The following is a 19,149-nucleotide window of genomic DNA, read 5'->3' on the forward strand; positions in this document are numbered from 1 at the left end:
AGCTATGGATAATGTTTATTTAGAGAATTTAAATTCAAATAAAAAATTAGAGAGAGTTATAACTGTTGGAACAAATCTTGGGGCCTATCCTCACAGTCTTGAAACTTCTATGCAGGAGCTTAGTGAGCTTGTCTATGCAGACGGGGCTGAAGTTGTGGGCGAGGTAACTCAAAATATTTATAAATTTAACCCCAAGTATCTAATTGGATCTGGTAAGGTCGACGAGATCAAAGAAATGATTGAGCTCCTAGAAGTTGATGCCGTTGTCTTTAACGATGAGCTTTCTGGTATCCAGGTAAGGAACTTGGAGAAGAGAATCAAGAAGAAGGTAATCGATAGGACAAACTTGATCTTAGATATTTTTGGCCTTCGTGCCACTACTTATGAGGCCAAGCTCCAAGTTGAACTGGCAAGACTTGAGTATCAACTTCCAAGACTTTTGGGAATTGATGGTTGGTCAAGAACTGGTGGTGGAATTGGTACCAGGGGACCAGGTGAGCAAATAATTGAGACCGATAGGAGAAGGTTAAAAAGAGAAATCGATAAGATTAAGGAGAAGCTTGAAAAAGCCAAGAAGACTAGAGACACCACAAGGGAGAGAAGGATTGACTCTAATATCCCTATTGTGTCCTTAGTTGGTTATACAAACGCAGGTAAGTCTACGATTTTAAACAGGCTCAAGGAAGAAGAGTCGGGAGAAGTTTCTGTAAAAAATATGCTTTTCGAAACCCTTGACCCATCTTCAAGAAAGGCTAGACTTCTTTCTGGTCGTGAGTTTATAATTTCTGATACAGTTGGTTTTGTTTCTAAGCTTCCAACAAAAATTGTCGAGGCCTTTAAGTCTACCCTTGAAGAAATTAAGTATTCGGACCTAATCCTCCACGTAATTGACGCATCAAGTGAAGACCTAGAGATTCAATACAATACAACTATGACAATCTTAAAGGATATTGAGGTCCTAGACAAAAATATAATCACTGTATTTAACAAGGTGGACAGGGTTGACCTCTATGACATCAACTTACCTCTTAGAGTTATGCCAGACAAGAAGGTTTATATTTCTGCTCTTAAGGATGAAAATATGGACTCCCTCTTAAAAATAATTGAGGACAATCTTGATGAAAAATATTTTGATGTGAAATTAAAATTTGCCTACGACGACACAGACCTCCTCTACAAACTAGTAGAAAAGTTTGATGCAAAACCTATCTATGAAGATGATGGAATTTATTTAGACCTCAAGCTTGAAGAAAGAGAATACGAAAAAGTAAAGGATTATGTTGTAAATGTATAAGACAATTTTAAAAGATGGGAAGGCAGAAATTGAAATAAAAAAATCAATTTTTATTGGTCACGCATATTTTGTAAAAAGTGAAGAAGAGGCCTTAGAAATTTTAGGTAGAATCAAGGAAGAACACAGGTCGGCAACCCACAACTGCCACGCCTATATAATTGGCGAAGATGGACTGACACAGAGGTATTCTGATGATGGAGAGCCATCAGGAACAGCAGGTATCCCTATGCTTGAAGTTTTAAAAAAAGAAGAAATGAGAAATGTCCTTGTCATTGTAACCCGCTACTTTGGTGGGACTAAGCTGGGAGCAGGTGGCCTTGTTCGTGCCTACACAGAAGGAGTCGTAAAAGCCCTAGATGAGGCCAAGAGGTGTGAGAGAAAAAATTTTACCAGGACAAAAATTATTTACGACTACACCTTCCACGGTGCTATCGTGAACTTGTTAGCAAATGAAAATTATAAAATCATAGAGGAAAATTACACAGATAAGGTTGAAGTGACAATTGATATTGGTGAGGACAAGTCTATTCTTGATAAGATCAGGGATATTACATCTGCAAATTTTGAAAAAGAAGACTTGGAAGAGATTGAACTTCCAACTATTGATGGAAAAATTATTTATTAAATTTAGGAGAAATTATGGATTATAAAAAATTAACAGAAGACTTAGTTAAGTGGGTAGAAGATTATGCAAAAGAAGTTGGAGTCAAGGGCTTTATCTTTGGTTTGTCAGGTGGAATTGACTCAGCAGTGGTTGCTGCTATTGCCAAAAGAGTTTTTCCAGACAATTCTCTTGGATTAATTATGCCTTGCGACAGCATCGACAAGGACAGGGAAGATGCCCTAAAAGTTGCTGAGGCTCTTGGTCTTGAGACAAAGACAATTGATTTGACAAAAACTTTTGAAGAATTAATGGATGCCTCCTTCACATCAGACAATAGGATGGCAAGGTCAAACATCAAGCCTAGACTTAGGATGACCACACTTTATTATTATGCCCAAGATCTTGGTTACTTAGTGCTTGGTCCATCAAATGCCAGCGAGTGGTATCTAGGTTACTCAACAAAGTATGGGGACTCTGGTGCAGACCTTATGCCAATAGTAAATATTTTAAAGACAGATATCTTTGAAGTGGCAAAGGAACTTGGACTTCCCGATTTTATAATAAATAAAAAGCCATCAGCAGGCCTTTGGGTGGGACAAACTGATGAAGATGAAATGGGCTTCACTTATGACGTTCTCGATTCCTATATCAGGGGAGAAAAAGTTCCAGAAAAAGAAATCAAAGAAAAAATCGACAGGATGCACAAGAATTCTGCTCACAAAAGATCTATGGCTCCAAGTTTTAAATTCTAAGAGGAGATAAAAATGGGAAATCATCAACTTAGAAATTTATTTATCTTACTAGTTATTATGGGAGCCTTTGATGTCTACAGGTATTTTACAACTGGCATAGTAATTTCAGATTTAATTTACAAGTATATTTTTGTAATCGGCGTCTTCTTGATAACTTGCTTTATAGTTTATGTAATTTCTAGAAGAAATGAATAAAATAAATTTAAAATTTACAAAAACATCACAATATTTTTACAGGTAATAAATAAATTATTTATATAATTTGTTTAAAAACAGATATATTTTTAGGAGGATAAAATGAAGAAATCTATAGTTCCAACAATTGTATTAGGTTGTGTTTTACTTACAGTTCCTTCATTTGCAAAAAATTCTGATACAGTTAATAATCAATATAGAGAACAAATCATAGAGTATACTGATAAGGAAGATAAAGAAATCATTCCTTATAGCATGGTTATTACTACAGGCTCTTACAGAGGAATTGAGTATGAAAAATATTGTCAATTGACGAAAGGGAATGGAAGTAAAGTAAACTTTTGGATAAGAAATGATGGCAGGTACCCTGTTGTTATAAAAATTAATGGTGGAAATGCTGTTACTGTAAAAGCAGGAGGACAAGGCTATACATCAACTTCAGTCGGAAGATTTAGTAAAGATTATAAGTTTACAGCTAGTTGTCCTCAAGGTGGAGACATAAATATAGATTATAGAATTGTTCAAAGAGATTAATTTTAATAGTTCCAAGAATCTTATAATTTAAAATTGCTATATCTGTTTTTTAATGCCACGAAGTATTTTTTGTGGCATTTTTTGTAAATTAAGATTTGGAGGTTTAAAATGAAGAAAAAATTTTTAACTGTTATTGCTGTTTTTTTAGCTTTGATAAGTTTATCAGCATGTGCAAAAAAGACTAACGGTGTAGAAGAAGAAAATAAAAAAGAAACTGCAGAAAATATCAATCAAAAAAAAGAAGATGACAAAAAATCTAATGAAGAATATATTGTTGAAAATGGAAGTCAAAAAGGTTCTGCTTTCCAACAAGAACGCTCTTTAGAAAAGTCCAATGGAAGTGAAGTGAATTTTTGGATAAAAAACAAGGGTGAATATCCAGTAGAAATTAAAATTGATGGAGATTATCCTGTAATTGTTGAAGCAGGAAAAGATGGAGAGACTTCTGCTCCAATAAAAAAAGACAAAGTTGATTATAAGTTTTCAGCAAGTTCCACTGAAGGTGGAGATATCGACATAGATTTTAAAATTGTTCAAAGTAATTAAATAAAAAATAAAAAAGAAAATTAAAATTTTTCTTGACAAATAATTTTCCTGTGTCTATAATACTTTCTAATAAAATAATAAATGCGAAGAAAGAGAAAAAGATATTTAATGAGTCTTAAAGAGAGTGGGGATGGTGAGAGCCCGCAGATAAGTTGATGTCATATATTCACTCTAAAGCATGAGGATTGAATAATAGTAGATCTTCACGGAAGTCTCCGTTACCATAGACTAGAGATTGTTAGATCTTTAAAGAGGAAATATTTTTATTTCGAATTTAGGTGGTACCGCGAATCCTTCGCCCTATATGGGGTGGAGGATTTTTTTATTATTTTAAATAATTTTTTTGGAGGACAAAAATGAAAAATTTAAAGAAAATGGTAAAAGTTATAAGTATTGGTGCCCTTGCGCTTTCCCTTGTTGGATGTGCAGGTGATAAGAAAGCAGAAAAAGAAAGTGGAGAAAAAATAAAAATTGGAGCAATCCAATATATTGAACACGTGTCCCTTGACAATGCCCTAAGGGGTTTCCAAGACAGACTAAAGGAAGAGGGACTTGATGTAGAAGTTGATGTGGAAAACCTACAAGGTGACCAAGCCCTAGCTACCACTGGTCCTAAAAAGTTCCAATCAGATGATTATAAATTAGTTTATGCAATCTCAACACCAGCTGCCCAAGGAGCAAAGACTGCTCTTCCAAATAAAAATATTATATATTCAGCAGTGACAGATCCTGTGGAAGCAGGTTTAATTGAATCGCCAGATAAAATCACAAACATCACAGGAGTTAATGATGCAGTTTCTGCAAGAGACCAATTAGAATCCTTCTTAAAAATTTATCCAGATGTAAAAACTATTGGAACAATTTTCTCAACTAACGAAGTCAACTCAAAGGTCCAAGTTGAATCTTTAGAAAAAGCTTGTGATGAACTTGGACTTAAACTTGAAAGTGTGGGGATCAACAACATAAACGACATTGGTCAAGCTCTTTCAACTTTAACAGAAAAGATAGATGCTTATTATGCTCTTACTGACAACACAGTTGCATCTGCTGGCCCAATTCTTGCAGAAAATCTTTTAAAAAATAAAATTCCATCACTCTCAGCTGAAGAAGGACAAGTTTCCAAAGGACTCCTTATGAGTGAAGGCGTTGACTACTATGAACATGGAAGACAAGCAGGAGAAATGGCAATAAAACTTTTAAAGGGTGAAGACATAAAAAATCTTCAGGCAGAAGACAACAAGACTTCAAAGAAAAAGATCAACAACAAAACTGCTGAAGCTCTTGGACTTGATCTTACAAATGAAAATTTAAAGGATGCAGAAATTTTAAAATAAAAATCTCACTGAGATAAGTAAAATAAAAATTTAATAAAAAATTTGGACGAAATTATAAAAAAAGACTTGACTTTGGTCTGCTAGCAGAATATACTAAATGTAATTTAAATAAAGCGTTGAAAGAGAAAAAAGAATTTTTAGTGATTTTAAGAGAGTTGCCGGTTGGTGAGAGGCAATACACGGAAATTTAACATACACTCTAAAGCTTATTTGTTGAAGTTAGTAGGCAAGTACGGAAGCCACCGTTATCTGAGGCTAGAGGTTGTTTGACCTTAAAGTGAGGTAATCTTTTTGATTATAAAATCGGGTGGTACCGCGAAGTCAGTCTTTCGTCCCAATGTGGATGAAAGGCTTTTTTTATTTTATGGAGGTTTTTTATGAAATTTAGAAAGTTGTTTATTTTACTTATGATGTCCCTTCTTCTTGTGGCTTGTGGCAAAAGTGAAAATAGTGTAAATGAAGAAGAAGTAAATGCTGCAGAAACTAGTGGCGGAAAAAAAGTTGGCGTAATTCAAATTGCAGACCACATTGCTCTTGAAAGAGCGAGAAAGGGTTTTGAAGATGAACTTAAAAAGATAAACCCAGATGTAGAAATTATTTCTAAGAATGCAAATGGAGACTTAACAGTTGTACCATCAATTATAAAATCTTTCCAAGACAAGAAGGTTGATTTAATTTACGCAATAGCAACACCAGCTGCCCAAGGAGCAAAAAATGGTGAAAAGGAAATTCCAATTATATTTAACGCAGTTACAGATCCAGCATCTGCAGACCTTGTTAAAAACTTGGAAGAACCAGAAGGAAATATAACAGGAGTTTCTGATTACTTCTCAATAGAAGCTCAACTAGAAGAAATGATTAGCATCTTCCCAGACATTAAAAACATTGGAGTTATGTTCTCAACAAATGAAGCCAATTCAAAATTCCAAGTTGAAGAACTAAAGAAGGCTGCAGATGGTTTTGGACTTAATGTAGTGGAAGTTGGAGTAAATAACATCAATGACGTATCAACAGCAATAAAGACAATTGAAGGAAAGATAGACATCTTCATGGCGATTACAGACAACACAGTTTCATCTGCATCAACAATAATTGCAGAGTCACTAAAGGCTGCTAAGATTCCTTCCTTTGCATCAGAAGAAGGTCCAGTTGAAAATGGAATTCTTGTAAGTGCAGGAGTCGACTATGTTGAACTTGGTATGAAAGCTGCAGGCATGGCAAGTGAAATCCTTGGTGGCAAGGAAGTTAAAGATGTTCCAGTTTTATTCTCAACTGAGACAAGTAAGGTTGTAAACAAGAAAACTGCTGAAGCCCTTGGTCTAGAAGATGACAAGAACTTAATGGAAAATGCAAAAGTAGTTGAATAGATGAAAAACAAGTAAAGAATTAGGAGGAAAAAGTTGAATTCAGTAATAATGGAATCCATTGTCATGGGACTTATATTTTCCATATTGACAATAGGAGTTGTAATAACCTTTAAAATTTTAGATTTCCCTGACATGTCAGTGGAAGGAACATTCCCACTAGGTGCCTTTGCCTTTGCAAAGATGCTCACACTTGGCATGAACCCAATACTTGCTATGTTAGTTTCACTTATAGCAGGAGGACTTGGAGGCTATATCACATATATTTTGTTTAGGAAGTTTAAGATTCAAGCAATCTTATCAGGAATCCTAACAATGACATTTTTATATTCAGTGAATTTAAGAATTACTGGTACTCCAAATGTTACCTTCTTTGATTACAAGACTGTATTTCAACTTTTTGAAAGCCTTCCTAAGATGTTGATTCTTGCAATAATAACACTTGTAATAAAATTAATTCTTGATTGGTTTTTAAAAACTGAAAAGGGCTACCTTCTTTTGGCAACAGGAGATAACGAAACTCTTGTTAAGTCCCTTGGCAAAAATCCAGACAAGTACATTGCAATAGGCCTTGTAATATCAAATGGACTTGCAGCCCTTGCTGGAGCCCTAATGGCACAGTCCAATGGTTACGCAGACATAACAATGGGGCAAGCTATAATCGTATCTGCACTTGCATCAGTAATTATTGGTGATGCCTTCTTAAAGAACGCAAGCTTTTTAAACAGGACAACGAGGGCCATAATTGGTGCAATAATTTATAGGATTATTTACGGAATCGCCCTTTACCTAGGACTTGCTCCAAGTGATTTAAAGGGAATAACTGCAATAATCGTAGTATTCTTCATAGTTTACAATGATGTTTCTTCAAAGGGACTATCAATTTTAAAAGGAAAGAGGGAAGAAAATGCTAAGAATTAAAAATTTATCAAAAACTTTTTACAAGGGAATGGAAGAAGAAAATCAAATTTTTGATAATTTCTCCCTTGATATAGAAGAAAATAAGTGTGTTGCAATTTTGGGACCTAACGGTTGTGGCAAGTCTACACTATTTAATATGATTTCAGGTTCACTTAACCCTGACTCAGGAGAGATCCTTCTGGGAGATGTGGACATTGCAAAATTATCTGAAGACAAGAGGGCAATAGACATTGGAAAGGTAAACCAAGACCCATCAAAGGGAGTTTGCCAGAGCCTAAATATTTTAGAAAATATGTCTATGGCCTTTAAGAAGGGACACAAGTTTACCTTCAAGAGATTGATCGACAAGAAGAACAACGACGAGATAATAGAAAAGCTAAAGTCCATTGACCTGGGACTTGAAAACAAATTAAAGACTCAAGTAAAGTTTTTATCAGGTGGACAAAGACAATCACTGTCACTTCTTATGGCAACTGTTAAAAGACCAAAAATCCTTTTACTTGATGAACACACAGCAGCCCTTGACCCAAAGACTTCAAAGATAATAATGGATAAGACCAATGACCTTATCAAGAAAGAAAAAATCACAACCCTAATGATTACTCACAACTTAAAAAATGCCATTGACTACTCAGACAGAATTATAATGCTCAACAAGGGCAAAGTTGTCTTAGATATTCTTCCAAGTGAGGTTACAGAAGAAGAACTAAATAGGATCTACAACGAAAAGATTGAAGAAGAAAATAATCTAGAAGTAGAAAAGCTTGATAGAGTAAATCAAGTTGAAAGCTTCGCATAAATTTCATAAATAATTGCATGAAAAAGGAACCTTACCCAATAGATAAGTCTATTTAGGAAGGCTCCTTTTTATTTACTATTTAATTTCAAAATAACTTTAAAAATTACTTTACTTTTTATTAGTTTAAAAATATTTATTGATACAATCAAAGGCTTCAGGCATACTTACACATTCTTTTTTAGAAAGATATTTAACTGCATCTAATCTTCTATTTTTTAAAATTAATGAGTATATGTGTAGAATGTCATCATGACTTAAGTTATTAAATTTTTCTCTTAAGTAGCTAAAGTCATCTAACTTATAACTTAGCCATAAAGTCCTCGATACTTTATAATTTATATTTTTTATAAATTTATTTAATCTAATTTCATTATAAATAATATATATTGCGAGTAATCCTATAAGTAAATCTTTCATAATATCACAAAAAAAATAATAACATAGAAAAATAAAAAATAATAGTAAGCATCATTAATGGGATAAAAAAATGATGAGTTAAAAAAATTAAGACTTAAAAATAATAAAAAAGTCCTACTCAAGAAAGAGTAGGATTTTTTTATTAATATAAAATTTTATTTTAAAGTGAGGGTAAATTCGTCACCAATTGCTTGTTCTCCAGTAGGTATTTCTCTGTTGTCATAGCTGTGAACTGTCACTCTGTATAATTGGCATTTTAGTGTTTTTATTTCATTTAAAAGTTCATCGGCAGTGACCTTGCTAGTGACTGGAGAGAAGTAAAGGTTGGATTTGTTTTTTTCTGCTTCGCCAGTTTCAAAATATACAAATCTATCCTTAGAATCTCTGGCTTTTATTGAATAAAGATATCCATCTTCGATGTCAGGATAGGTCAATAGGATTTTTTGTGAGGCTGGGCTTGTAGTAAAGCTTTCAATTACAATGTTATTTGTATTTGGAATAGTAAAGTCCTTTGCTATAAGTTTTTTATTCATTTGCATTTGTGACATATCTATATTTGTTGAAAGATTAATTTTTTTCTTGTTGCCTAAAAATTCATCAAAGAAAAATTCCAAATTAACTTCGCCTTCTTTTGGCAAGGAGTCTTCCAAAACATATTTAAGAGTATAAACATTTACTTTTTCATCTTCAGGTAAAGTATATCCAGAGCCACTGGAGCCGAAAATTTTAATTTTCTTGCCATTAACCTTAAGTTCAGTTAAGTTAACTTCTCCGGAGAGCATTTTTTCTGAGTCATTTAGACTCAAAATTACAGTGTATAAATTATTATCTTCAATAATAAATTTATCAAAAATATATTTTTTGCCATTTATTTCAAAAACTTCGTTTAAATTTACGCTGTACTCATCAACTTCCCTTGACAATCCCATGGCATCAGATAAAGTAATTTTAAAATTACTTGCTAATTCTCTTGTCTTGGCAAAGACATAGCCACCGGATGTGTAATTTGTAATCCCCAAAACTAATATAAGAGATGCTGCAATAGTAACTATTTTTTTATTAAACTTATTTTTCTTGTTTTTTATTTTTAATGATCTCACAGTTCTTTTCAGATTTTCTCTTTCAAAATCATTAAGAGGAACTTCTTCGTATTCAATTTTCATGTCGTTTAACTCATCATAAATATTATTTTTCATAAAAATTTTCCCTCCATTTTTTTAAAAAATTTCTTCCTCTGCTAACTTTTTTGTAGGCATTAGCGGTAGAAATATTTTGTTTAGATGCTGCCTCTTTATAGGAAAGACCATGGATAAAAATATTTTCAAAAAGTTTTTTGTCTTCCTCATTTAAAAGCGAAAGGACTTCTTCTATTTCTAAATTTGAAGATAAATCTGAATCGATGATTTTTTGAATCTTCATCTAGTCTAAGGCTTTCAAATTTAATTTCTTTTCTAAGGATATCTATGGCTCTATACTTAGCAACAAGGGCACACCAATTTTTAAAAGTAGACCTACTTGGGTCGAAGTATTGAATATTCTGCCATATACTTAAAAGTGCGTCATTCATGGCTTCGTCCCAAAGGTTTGGATATTTCCAAAGTGTTTTTGAAATAACTCCCTTTAATATTTTTCCGTAATCTTCTATAAATATATAGAGGGCATCTTCATCTTTATTTTTTAGCCTTTCTATCAAGTCTTGATTATCCATATTTCCTCCTTCACTAATATATTCGTGATAGAGATAATAATTCTGACAAATTTTTAAAATTAAAATTTATGAAAAATAATTTTGAACATAAAAAAACTACCCTGGTTACCCAAGATAGTTTTTTAAAATTAATATTTAAGTTCTTTATTAGAATATATTGAGTAAGTCAATACTATCATCAAGATAAATATCACTGCATTTGCTATTAGGCCAAATAGGTTTAAGTTTGCGCTAACGAAACTATAAGGTCTAAAGGCTTCGTTAGGGAAGTAAGAAACTACCATAGCGAAGACATCGCCAATAACTTTTCCTACAATTGTAAGTAAAACAATTAGGAATACAAAAAGTGCAGCTACTGCATCTTGGTGTAATGAAGACTTTGAAATTGCAGAGAAGAAAAATCCTATGGACATAAAGACAAGGCCAGAGCCAAGTAGTCCAACGAAAACTTTTACTATTCCTTCAATGATTTCAAAGCTTGTAACTTGTGGAGTGTCGCTTCCAAGAGAAGAGATACCTAGGACAAGTCCAAAACTTGCAAGTGCCATTATAATTAAAAATAAAATATAAATTAAAATATTTGCTGTGAACTTTCCAGTTACAATTTCTGATTTAGAAATTGGGTTTGAATAAATATATTCAATGTTACCTGAAGATTGTTCCTTTGCAAGGGAGTTGGCTCCAAGTTGCATTGCAAATACAAAAATTAATATTGCAAGATAGTGGTAAACTAGGGCAAGATAGTCGCCAATGTTTACTATATCCATGCCTTCATAAAAGCCCAAGATATTTCTTGTTGGCTCGTTAAAACTTTCTAAAACTGAATTAAAGAGCGAATTCATTTGTGACTCTGCAAGGAAAGGATAAAAGGCAAGCATAAGTCCCAGTAAAATTATTAGGACAATGGCCCAAGAAATCATCTTTGCAAAGTTTGATTTAAATTCCATATTAAATATCATCTTTGTCCTCCTTTAGCTTTGTTTCTTCACTTGCATTGAAGATGCCATCATTAGAGGTTTCAATAACTATTGTGTCAGGAGAAGTTTTTTCTTCTTTTGGAGCCTCAGATTCTTCTGGAGTCACTTGAGGACTTTCTTCTCCAAGAACTTTTTCAGAATACTCTTCATCCATAAAAAGATTTGTCTTTGTGTTGTGGACAGTATCCTTTTCCATTTCAGCAGTGCTTAGGCCTTCAACAGTGTCAAAGTTATTTTCAGCTTGGTCTATCTTAACAGTAGACTCACTTACTCCATTAATAGTTTCTGCTTCCACAGTAGAAGTTTCTTCTAATTTAATGTCCTTTGACTCTTTAGAAGCTTCAGTCTTTCTTCTTGGAAGTTTTGCATTTTCTCCCTTGTAATAAGCTTCAACCTTGTCGCTTAACTGAGCATCTTCAAGGACATAATTTTCTAGGCCTTCTTCGTAGATAACCTTAGAAAGTTCTGGAAGTGGGCCATCAAAGTAAAGAATAGTTTCATCTTCTTCGTCTTTGATTATTCTTGATCCAATAGAAGTAAAGTAATTTAAATTACCTCTGAAGGAGTCGATCTTTAAAACTTTATCTCCAGCTGCCTTGACATTGTTGTACTCAATGTCTTGGACCTTACCGTCAGATAGGTAGGCAATACGGGCAGAATATTTTTTTGCTTCTCTTAGGGACTCAGATAGAAGTAAAACTGTTAAGTTTTCTTGTTCATTTAACTTCTTAACATGAGAGAAGAGTCTGTCTATATCCTTTTCTTCCAAGAACTTGCAAGGATTGTCTAAGATTAAAAGTCTTGGCTTAATAACTAGGGCGTTAATAATAGCTAAGAGTTTTCTTTCTCTGTCTCTCAAATCACAAACTCTTAAATTTGAATTAAATTCAAAATAGTCACATAGAAGGTCAATGTCTTCTGTGTTAGCAAGATTGTGTGCGTTAAGTGTCTTCTTTAATAAGGCAAAAGACTTGATTTTTGAATCGAAAATCATATCTTCTGGCACAAGAGACACACTTTCTTTTATTTCCTTTGATTCTTTAAATGAATCCATATCATAAACCTTAATAGATCCACTATTAGGTTTTAAAAATCCCATTATAATTCTTGCAAGAGTAGTTTTTCCAGATTTTTCAGTTCCAAGTAGGGAGAAGAACTCTCCGTCCAAGATTTCAAGATTTAAATTTCGTAAAACTTTATCTTTACCCTTGCCCTTTGTCAGGTCATTTATGACGATGGCACTCATACTATTCACCTCTTTAATAATTAATAAACTCATTATACAATAAAAAATATTTAATTAAAAGATTGAAGAGCCTATCTTAGCTAAATATTAACTAAATAATAGAAAAGATTGGAGATAAATTTTAATTTTTATTATAATTTTAAACTTATAAGTCAATAAAATTTATGACTTAATAAAAAATTATGACTTTACAAAAATTTATGACTTTATAAAAAACTATGACTTTATAAAAAATAGGAGGTCATAAAAAACTATAACTTTATAAAAAATTATGACTTGGGATTAGAATACGAAGTGAAAAAATCTAGGACTTAATAATAAACTGGTAGCTTATAGGCAAAATAAAATGACTAAAAAAGTGCCTTGTGATATAATTTTAATCTGAATGGAGGTTTTTAAATGAAACTTGGAATCGTGGGACTACCTAATGTTGGTAAGTCTACTTTATTTAATGCCCTAACAAGTGCTGGTGCAGAAGCTGCAAACTATCCCTTTGCAACAATCGAACCAAACGTTGGGGTTGTAAATGTGCCTGATGAAAGATTAGAAGTTCTTTCAAAGATGGCCAACTCACAAAGAATTGTCTACACTAATATAGAATTTTACGACATTGCAGGACTTGTTAAGGGAGCCAGCAAGGGCGAAGGACTTGGCAACCAATTTTTATCAAATATCCGTGAAGTTGATGCCATTGTCCACGTTGTAAGGTGTTTTGAAGACGAAAATATAATTCACGTTGATGGATCTGTTGACCCTTTGCGTGATATTGAAAATATAAACCTAGAATTAATTTTTTCTGACCTAGAACAAGTTGAAAATAGGTATTCAAAGGTTGCAAAAAAAGCAAGAGCTGAAAAAAATCTTGCCAAGGAAAGAGACCTTTTAGAAAAAATTAAGACAGCCCTAGAGGAAGGAAGTTCTGCAAGAGAAGTTGAACTTGATGATGAAGAAAAGAAAATTATTAAGAACTACTCTCTTCTAAGTGCAAAGCCTGTTATTTATGTTTGTAACGTTGCAGAAGAAGAACTTACAAAGGAAGACAATGAATATGTAAAGGCAGTTAGGGAATATGCAGAAAAAACTGGCGACGAAGTTGTAGTTATTTCTGCAGAGATTGAATCAGAAATAGCTGCCCTTGATGAAGATGAAAAGGAACTCTTCTTAGAAGAACTTGGCCTTGATTCATCAGGACTTGACAAGCTAATTAAATCAAGTTACAGACTTCTTGGTCTAATTTCCTTTATTACAACTGGAGAAATTGAGACAAGGGCTTGGACTGTTAAGAAAGGTTCTAAGGCTCCAACTGCTGCAGGTAAAATCCACACAGATATGGAAAGAGGATTTATCAAGGCAGACACAATTTCTTACCAAGACCTTGTGGACTCTGGCTCTATGGCCAACGCAAGGGACAAGGGACTTATTAGGAGTGAAGGTAAGGACTATGTCGTTGAAGATGGCGACGTAATGGTCTTTAAGTTTAACGTTTAATAAAGCTGAAGAAAAAGGGTGATTTATGATTAAGATGCTTTCAATGGACCTAGATGAAACTCTTTTATCTACTGATAAGGTGATGACAGAATCTTTTAGGCCCTTTGTGGAAAAATTAAGAGCAAACAATATTATTCCTGTTGTTGCAACTGGAAGAGAATTTTACACTGCTCACAGGTTCGTGGGTGAAGACCTAGAAATAGATTTAATTTGCAACAATGGAAATATTATTAAAAATAATAAAACTGGAAAACTTGAATTTGTAAATCCCATGTCAAAGGAAGACGTGGACTTAATTATGTCCTTCGACAAGAATGACAAGGTCTACTCCACAATTCACGTTGCAAGAGAAGATGGGATTGACCTCTTATACAAGAAAAAGAATTTTAAATCCTTTGAAGGAGTTTATGTAGATGCCTTCAGGGGGAGAAATCTCGGACTTGATAATTTTGATGACTATGAAGGTCATCCCCTTTCCATTGTCTTTGCAGGGACTCACGACGACTTAGTGGAACTTCGTAGGACAATAAAAGATGGAATAGGAGAAGACAAGGACAAGTTTAACTTCCACCTAATGAAAATTAAGAGAGAGCCAAAGTGGATGCTTGAAATCCTTCAAAAGAATGGAGATAAGTTTTTCGGTATTAAGAAATATGCAGAAAACAGGAATATAAAACTAGAAGAAGTTGCTGCCATTGGTGACGACTCCAACGACAAGATGCTTGTTGAGAATGTTGGACTTGGCTTTGCCATGATAAATGCTGTTGATGTCTTAAAGGAAGTTGCCGATGTGGTTTCTGATTATGATAACAACAATGACGGTGCAATAAAGATTTTAGATAAGGTTTTATTTGGTGATTAAATGAATATTAACTGGTACCCTGGTCACATGAAGAAGACCCTAGAGGATATTGAGAAGAAGTTAAAGCTCGTTGACTTTGTAATAGAAATTATAGATTCTAGGATTCCCTTCTCAAGTAGAAATCCTCTCTTTGATGACCTCTTAAAAAATAAAAAAAGACTTCTAATTTTTAACAAGTCAGACTTATCAGATCCTAAGTTAAATGACCTTTGGATGGAAAGGCTAACTGATGAGAATAACTTTGCCATCTCTTACAATGCAATGAAACCCAATGTGGGGCTTGTTGTAAATAAGTCTGAAGAACTTATGGCAGATGAAATAAAAAAATTTGAGGACAAGGGACTTAATAAGGGACCCCTTCGTGCCATGATTGTTGGTATCCCAAACTCAGGCAAATCAACTTTTATAAATTCAATATCAGGCACAAGGTCAGCCAAGACTGGCAACAGGCCAGGAGTAACCAAGGTCAACCAGTGGATAAAGATTCATCCAAAGCTTCACCTTCTTGACACACCAGGAGTTCTTTGGCCAAAGTTTGAAGATAAGGTTGGACTTAACCTTGCTTTTACTGGCGCTATAAAAGATGAAATCATGGACAGGGAGACTCTTGCCCTAAGACTAATAGAGAAGTTAAAGGAAATTGCCCCTTCTTCCTTAGAAGAAAGATATAAACTAAGTGATATTCATGACAAGACTGGAATTGAAATCATGGATGAAATTGGAAGTAAGAGGGGGGCCCTAATGCGTGGCGGCTACATTGATTATGAGAAAGTCTCAGGCATTGTCCTAGATGAGTTTAGGAAGGGAATCCTTGGCAGGATTACATTGGAGGTTCCTGATGAGTTTTTATAGTTTTGAAGAAGAATATTATGAAAAGGGCTACAAAAATATTTGTGGCATAGATGAGGTTGGCAGGGGCTGTCTCTTTGGAGACGTGGTTTCTGCAGCAGTAATTATGCCAAGGGGCGAATTCATTGAAGGAGTTAATGACTCCAAAAAATTATCTCCTAAAAAGAGAGAGGAACTTTACCTAAAAATTTTAGAGTCAGCCCTTGCTGTTGGGATTGGAAGGGCAAGTGCCGATATAATTGACAAGGTAAACATAAGGATGGCAACTCACATCTCCATGATCAATGCCCTTGAAAACTTGAGAGATAGCGAGAATAAAAAAATTGAAGCTGACTGTGTATTAATTGATGCAGAAACTATTGAAACGGGAATCTTCCAAAAGGCAATAATCAAGGGTGACGAGTCTTGTTATTCTATTGCTTGTGCATCTATTGTTGCAAAGGTCTATAGGGACAATCTCTGCAAAAAATGGGCAGAAGAGTATCCACAATATGGACTGGAAAAGCACAAGGGCTATGCCACAAAATATCACAGGGAAGCCCTAAAAGCTTATGGCCCAAGTGACATGCACAGAAAAACTTTTTTAAAAAATATAGAATCATGGTAGGACACAATTTATTTTTCGGCAATCGTGGCGAAGATATTGCCACAAAATTTTTAGAGGACAAGGGTTATATTGTATTAGATAGAAATTATCGTGCCCTTGGGACTGAAATAGATATTATTGCACGTGACAAGGACGAGCTTGTCTTTGTGGAAGTGAAGTCACGTAACTCTAGAAAATATGGAGACGCCTACGAGGCTGTCACAGAATACAAGATGCAAAACATTATTCAAACTGCTACAGCCTACATAATGGCCAAGGGGCTCTTTGACATTATGGTTCGCTTTGACATAATTGAAGTTTATTTTAATGAAAAAGAAATCAATCACATAGAATCTGCATTTATGCTTTCATAAAACTAGGTTAAGCCTAGTTTTTTTTATTTGCAATAAATATTTGCTTATTAAAAAACTTGTGTTATTATAGTTAATAGTAAAAAACATAGTAATTTTGTATGAATTATTTTTTAATAAATGGAGGAAGTATGACAGAGTTATTAAGAATAGAAAATTTAAGTGCAGGCGTAGAAGACAAGGAAATTTTAAAAAATATAAATTTAAAAATTAATTACGGAGAAGTACACGTAATTATGGGACCAAATGGTTCTGGTAAATCTACTCTTGCTAATGTAATCATGGACAATCCTGTTTACAATGTTACAAGTGGAAAAATCTTCTTAGACGGAGAAGACATAACAGACCTTACTACAGATAAGAGGGCAAACAAGGGACTATTTATGTCCTTCCAAACTCCAGAAGAAGTTCCTGGGATTTCTGTAGAAAACTTTATTAGGACTGCAAAGTCTTTAAAGGACGATAAGCCAATTTCAATTTTAAAATTTAAAAAAGAAATTAAGAAGGAAATGGAAGAATTAAAAATGGATTCTTCCTATGCAGAAAGATACTTAAACGTAGGCTTCTCTGGTGGAGAAAAAAAGAAAAACGAAATTCTTCAAATGTTAATGTTAAATCCTAAGCTTGCTATTCTTGATGAAACAGACTCAGGACTTGATGTTGATGCAACAAGAATTGTATCATCTGGAATCGAAAAATATTTAAGCAAGGACAATGCTGTTTTAATTATCACCCACCACAAAGAATTAATTGACAACATTAAACCTGATTATGTGCACGTAGTATTAGATGGTGAAATTGTAAAAGAAGGAGACGCTTCTCTAATAGATAAAATCGAAAAAGAAGGATTTAACTGGATAAGAGAAGAGGTGAAATAATTTGACTAAAAAAGTAGAAAAAACTTATGTAGAAGACATGGACCGTGGTGTCTATGATATTAAAAATAAATTTACATTTAGGTCGAAGACTGAAAAGGGACTTACAGAAGAAATTGTAAGACAAATTTCTGCTGAAAAGAATGAACCAGAATGGATGCTTGAAAGTAGATTAAAGGCCCTTAAAATCTTTAACGAAAAAGAAAATCCAAGCTGGGGGCCAGACATCTCTGAAGTAGACATGGATGAAATCACAACTTATATAAGACCTGATGCAGATATGTCTGATGACTGGATGAATGTTCCTGATGAAATTAGAGATACCTTTGACAAACTTGGAATACCTGAAGCAGAAAAAGAATCCATGCTTTCTGGAGTTGGAGCCCAATACGACTCAGAAGTTGTTTACCACTCCATCCAAAAATATCTTTCAGACCAAGGAGTAATTTATACAGACTTTGAAACAGGACTTAAAGAATATCCTGAAATCGTAAAAAAATATTTTAGCAAGTGTATTACACCTAGCCTTCACAAGTATGCTGCTCTTCACTATGCAGTTTGGTCTGGTGGATCCTTTGTATATGTGCCAAAGGGAGTAAATGTAGATATTCCTCTACAATCTTACTTTAGACTTAATGCTCCAGGTGCAGGACAATTTGAACACACACTTATTATCATAGAAGACGGAGCCTACTGTCACTTTATAGAAGGTTGCTCTGCTCCAAAATACAATGTTATAAACCTACACGCAGGTGCAGTTGAATTATTCGTTGGAGAAGGTGCAACTCTTAGGTATTCAACAATAGAAAACTGGTCAAGAAATATGTACAACCTTAACACTAAGAGGGCAATTGTAGAAAAAGATGGAAAGATTGAATGGGTTTCAGGATCCTTTGGTTCAAAAGTTTCCATGCTTTACCCTGCATCAATTCTTGTGGGAGAAAATGCATCTAGTGAGTTCACTGGTATTTCCTTTGCAGGTGAAGGACAAAATCTTGACACAGGTGCCCAAGTTGTTCACGCAGCACCACACACTACTTCAACTGTAAACACAAAATCTATTTCAAAATCTGGTGGAGTGGCAATTTACAGGGGACTAGTTGAAATAAAAGAAAACGCAGTTGGTGCAAAGAACTCAACATCTTGTGAATCTTTGATGCTTGACAACAAGTCAAGGTCAGACACAATTCCTACAATAAAAATTGAAAACAATGATATTGATATTGGACACGAAGCAAAAATTGGAAGGATTAGCGACTCAGTTATCTTCTACTTAATGTCTAGGGGTATCTCTGAACAAGAGGCCAAGGAAATGGTAGTAAGAGGTTTCGCTGAGCCAATAGCTAAGGAACTTCCTATGGAATACGCAGTTGAGATGAATAACTTAATCAATCTTGAACTTGTTGGATCAATTGGGTAGGTGAAAC

General features: G+C 34.0%; 23 protein-coding genes and 2 other annotated features. Of the genes, 17 read left to right on the top strand and 6 right to left on the bottom strand.

Translation table 11 applies throughout. From position 1 onward, the window contains the following. The first annotated feature begins 4 nt into the window (after positions 1–4). The 10 genes from hflX (at position 5) to DRZ96_RS06155 (ending at position 8,343) form a co-directional block, all read left to right on the top strand. Positions 5–1,294, top strand: coding sequence for a GTPase HflX (hflX, locus tag DRZ96_RS06110; protein WP_112889981.1), 1,290 nt, complete (start codon positions 5–7; stop codon positions 1,292–1,294). Next, positions 1,287–1,919, top strand: a complete 633-nt coding sequence (locus DRZ96_RS06115; RefSeq protein ID WP_112889982.1) for a YigZ family protein — start codon at positions 1,287–1,289, stop codon at positions 1,917–1,919. Before hflX ends, DRZ96_RS06115 begins: the two co-directional genes overlap by 8 nt. Before the next feature lie 14 nt (positions 1,920–1,933). Then, positions 1,934–2,650 (top strand): NAD(+) synthase, encoded by a 717-nt coding sequence (nadE, locus tag DRZ96_RS06120; RefSeq protein ID WP_112889983.1) that lies wholly within the window; start codon positions 1,934–1,936, stop codon positions 2,648–2,650. 12 nt (positions 2,651–2,662) lie between these two features. Then, on the top strand, positions 2,663–2,845 hold the full coding sequence (locus DRZ96_RS06125) for a hypothetical protein (protein WP_112889984.1): 183 nt from the start codon (positions 2,663–2,665) through the stop codon (positions 2,843–2,845). A 102-nt stretch (positions 2,846–2,947) separates the two neighbouring features. Next, a complete protein-coding gene (locus DRZ96_RS06130; RefSeq protein WP_070702515.1) occupies positions 2,948–3,379 on the top strand; it encodes a hypothetical protein in 432 nt (143 codons plus the stop codon). A 108-nt stretch (positions 3,380–3,487) separates the two neighbouring features. Further along, entirely contained in the window at positions 3,488–3,925 is a 438-nt protein-coding gene (locus DRZ96_RS06135; protein ID WP_112889985.1) for a hypothetical protein, read from the top strand. Between the two features lie 77 nt (positions 3,926–4,002). Next, positions 4,003–4,231: a binding site (T-box leader), on the top strand. A 50-nt stretch (positions 4,232–4,281) separates the two neighbouring features. Further along, positions 4,282–5,259, top strand: coding sequence for an ABC transporter substrate-binding protein (locus tag DRZ96_RS06140; protein ID WP_112889986.1), 978 nt, complete (start codon positions 4,282–4,284; stop codon positions 5,257–5,259). 107 nt (positions 5,260–5,366) lie between these two features. Then, positions 5,367–5,599: a binding site (T-box leader), on the top strand. 37 nt (positions 5,600–5,636) lie between these two features. After that, positions 5,637–6,626 carry an ABC transporter substrate-binding protein gene (locus DRZ96_RS06145; RefSeq protein WP_112889987.1) on the top strand — a complete coding sequence of 330 codons (990 nt, stop codon included), beginning with the start codon at positions 5,637–5,639 and terminating at the stop codon, positions 6,624–6,626. Positions 6,627–6,659: 33 nt separating this feature from the next. After that, the gene (locus tag DRZ96_RS06150) at positions 6,660–7,544 is read left to right on the top strand and encodes an ABC transporter permease (protein ID WP_112889988.1); all 885 of its coding nucleotides are present in this window, start codon (positions 6,660–6,662) and stop codon (positions 7,542–7,544) included. Further along, positions 7,531–8,343, top strand: coding sequence for an ABC transporter ATP-binding protein (locus tag DRZ96_RS06155; protein ID WP_112889989.1), 813 nt, complete (start codon positions 7,531–7,533; stop codon positions 8,341–8,343). The genes DRZ96_RS06150 and DRZ96_RS06155 overlap by 14 nt, the downstream gene beginning before the upstream one ends. 123 nt (positions 8,344–8,466) lie before the next feature. On the opposite strand, the gene DRZ96_RS06160 is transcribed toward DRZ96_RS06155, so the two are convergent. From DRZ96_RS06160 to DRZ96_RS06180, 6 genes are all read right to left on the bottom strand, one after another. Next, a complete protein-coding gene (locus tag DRZ96_RS06160) occupies positions 8,467–8,760 on the bottom strand; it encodes a hypothetical protein (protein WP_070702527.1) in 294 nt (97 codons plus the stop codon). Positions 8,761–8,915: 155 nt separating this feature from the next. Beyond that, on the bottom strand, positions 8,916–9,956 hold the full coding sequence (locus DRZ96_RS06165; RefSeq protein WP_112889990.1) for a DUF4179 domain-containing protein: 1,041 nt from the start codon (positions 9,954–9,956) through the stop codon (positions 8,916–8,918). After that, the gene (locus DRZ96_RS11730) at positions 9,946–10,179 is read right to left on the bottom strand and encodes an RNA polymerase sigma factor (protein WP_236587172.1); all 234 of its coding nucleotides are present in this window, start codon (positions 10,177–10,179) and stop codon (positions 9,946–9,948) included. Before DRZ96_RS11730 ends, DRZ96_RS06165 begins: the two co-directional genes overlap by 11 nt. After that, on the bottom strand, positions 10,103–10,468 hold the full coding sequence (locus DRZ96_RS06170; protein ID WP_236587173.1) for a sigma factor: 366 nt from the start codon (positions 10,466–10,468) through the stop codon (positions 10,103–10,105). Before DRZ96_RS06170 ends, DRZ96_RS11730 begins: the two co-directional genes overlap by 77 nt. Positions 10,469–10,596: 128 nt before the next feature. Continuing rightward, entirely contained in the window at positions 10,597–11,427 is an 831-nt protein-coding gene (locus DRZ96_RS06175; protein WP_112889991.1) for an ABC transporter permease subunit, read from the bottom strand. After that, on the bottom strand, positions 11,417–12,691 hold the full coding sequence (locus tag DRZ96_RS06180; RefSeq protein WP_112889992.1) for an ATP-binding cassette domain-containing protein: 1,275 nt from the start codon (positions 12,689–12,691) through the stop codon (positions 11,417–11,419). Before DRZ96_RS06180 ends, DRZ96_RS06175 begins: the two co-directional genes overlap by 11 nt. A gap of 399 nt (positions 12,692–13,090) precedes the next feature. On the opposite strand from DRZ96_RS06180, the gene ychF reads away from it, so the two are divergent. From ychF to sufB, 7 genes are all read left to right on the top strand, one after another. Next, positions 13,091–14,179 (top strand): redox-regulated ATPase YchF, encoded by a 1,089-nt coding sequence (gene ychF / locus DRZ96_RS06185; protein ID WP_112889993.1) that lies wholly within the window; start codon positions 13,091–13,093, stop codon positions 14,177–14,179. A 25-nt stretch (positions 14,180–14,204) separates the two neighbouring features. Next, positions 14,205–15,041 (top strand): HAD-IIB family hydrolase, encoded by an 837-nt coding sequence (locus DRZ96_RS06190; protein ID WP_070702539.1) that lies wholly within the window; start codon positions 14,205–14,207, stop codon positions 15,039–15,041. Beyond that, positions 15,042–15,893, top strand: a complete 852-nt coding sequence (gene ylqF / locus DRZ96_RS06195; RefSeq protein ID WP_112889994.1) for a ribosome biogenesis GTPase YlqF — start codon at positions 15,042–15,044, stop codon at positions 15,891–15,893. Then, positions 15,880–16,497, top strand: a complete 618-nt coding sequence (locus tag DRZ96_RS06200; protein WP_112889995.1) for a ribonuclease HII — start codon at positions 15,880–15,882, stop codon at positions 16,495–16,497. The genes ylqF and DRZ96_RS06200 overlap by 14 nt, the downstream gene beginning before the upstream one ends. Beyond that, a complete protein-coding gene (locus DRZ96_RS06205; RefSeq protein WP_112889996.1) occupies positions 16,491–16,850 on the top strand; it encodes a YraN family protein in 360 nt (119 codons plus the stop codon). The genes DRZ96_RS06200 and DRZ96_RS06205 overlap by 7 nt, the downstream gene beginning before the upstream one ends. A 128-nt stretch (positions 16,851–16,978) precedes the next feature. After that, entirely contained in the window at positions 16,979–17,725 is a 747-nt protein-coding gene (sufC, locus tag DRZ96_RS06210) for a Fe-S cluster assembly ATPase SufC (protein WP_112889997.1), read from the top strand. A gap of 1 nt (position 17,726) precedes the next feature. Then, the gene (sufB, locus tag DRZ96_RS06215) at positions 17,727–19,142 is read left to right on the top strand and encodes a Fe-S cluster assembly protein SufB (protein WP_201621235.1); all 1,416 of its coding nucleotides are present in this window, start codon (positions 17,727–17,729) and stop codon (positions 19,140–19,142) included. Positions 19,143–19,149 lie beyond the last annotated feature (7 nt).

Source organism: Peptoniphilus harei, from assembly GCF_900454685.1.
Lineage (GTDB): Bacteria > Bacillota > Clostridia > Tissierellales > Peptoniphilaceae > Peptoniphilus_A > Peptoniphilus_A harei.

Excerpts from the sequence above, each read along its gene's own strand:
- DRZ96_RS06180 (WP_112889992.1), bottom strand. The coding sequence starts at position 12,691 with ATGAGTGCCATCGTCATAAATGACCTGACAAAGGGCAAGGGTAAAGAT.
- DRZ96_RS06115 (WP_112889982.1), top strand. The coding sequence starts at position 1,287 with ATGTATAAGACAATTTTAAAAGATGGGAAGGCAGAAATTGAAATAAAA.
- DRZ96_RS06145 (WP_112889987.1), top strand. The coding sequence starts at position 5,637 with ATGAAATTTAGAAAGTTGTTTATTTTACTTATGATGTCCCTTCTTCTT.
- DRZ96_RS11730 (WP_236587172.1), bottom strand. The coding sequence starts at position 10,179 with ATGAAGATTCAAAAAATCATCGATTCAGATTTATCTTCAAATTTAGAA.
- DRZ96_RS06125 (WP_112889984.1), top strand. The coding sequence starts at position 2,663 with ATGGGAAATCATCAACTTAGAAATTTATTTATCTTACTAGTTATTATG.
- DRZ96_RS06165 (WP_112889990.1), bottom strand. The coding sequence starts at position 9,956 with ATGAAAAATAATATTTATGATGAGTTAAACGACATGAAAATTGAATAC.
- DRZ96_RS06170 (WP_236587173.1), bottom strand. The coding sequence starts at position 10,468 with ATGGATAATCAAGACTTGATAGAAAGGCTAAAAAATAAAGATGAAGAT.
- sufC (WP_112889997.1), top strand. The coding sequence starts at position 16,979 with ATGACAGAGTTATTAAGAATAGAAAATTTAAGTGCAGGCGTAGAAGAC.
- ychF (WP_112889993.1), top strand. The coding sequence starts at position 13,091 with ATGAAACTTGGAATCGTGGGACTACCTAATGTTGGTAAGTCTACTTTA.
- DRZ96_RS06190 (WP_070702539.1), top strand. The coding sequence starts at position 14,205 with ATGATTAAGATGCTTTCAATGGACCTAGATGAAACTCTTTTATCTACT.
- DRZ96_RS06200 (WP_112889995.1), top strand. The coding sequence starts at position 15,880 with ATGAGTTTTTATAGTTTTGAAGAAGAATATTATGAAAAGGGCTACAAA.
- ylqF (WP_112889994.1), top strand. The coding sequence starts at position 15,042 with ATGAATATTAACTGGTACCCTGGTCACATGAAGAAGACCCTAGAGGAT.
- DRZ96_RS06135 (WP_112889985.1), top strand. The coding sequence starts at position 3,488 with ATGAAGAAAAAATTTTTAACTGTTATTGCTGTTTTTTTAGCTTTGATA.
- DRZ96_RS06160 (WP_070702527.1), bottom strand. The coding sequence starts at position 8,760 with ATGAAAGATTTACTTATAGGATTACTCGCAATATATATTATTTATAAT.
- DRZ96_RS06205 (WP_112889996.1), top strand. The coding sequence starts at position 16,491 with ATGGTAGGACACAATTTATTTTTCGGCAATCGTGGCGAAGATATTGCC.
- DRZ96_RS06175 (WP_112889991.1), bottom strand. The coding sequence starts at position 11,427 with ATGATATTTAATATGGAATTTAAATCAAACTTTGCAAAGATGATTTCT.
- DRZ96_RS06140 (WP_112889986.1), top strand. The coding sequence starts at position 4,282 with ATGAAAAATTTAAAGAAAATGGTAAAAGTTATAAGTATTGGTGCCCTT.
- DRZ96_RS06130 (WP_070702515.1), top strand. The coding sequence starts at position 2,948 with ATGAAGAAATCTATAGTTCCAACAATTGTATTAGGTTGTGTTTTACTT.
- nadE (WP_112889983.1), top strand. The coding sequence starts at position 1,934 with ATGGATTATAAAAAATTAACAGAAGACTTAGTTAAGTGGGTAGAAGAT.
- hflX (WP_112889981.1), top strand. The coding sequence starts at position 5 with ATGGATAATGTTTATTTAGAGAATTTAAATTCAAATAAAAAATTAGAG.
- DRZ96_RS06155 (WP_112889989.1), top strand. The coding sequence starts at position 7,531 with ATGCTAAGAATTAAAAATTTATCAAAAACTTTTTACAAGGGAATGGAA.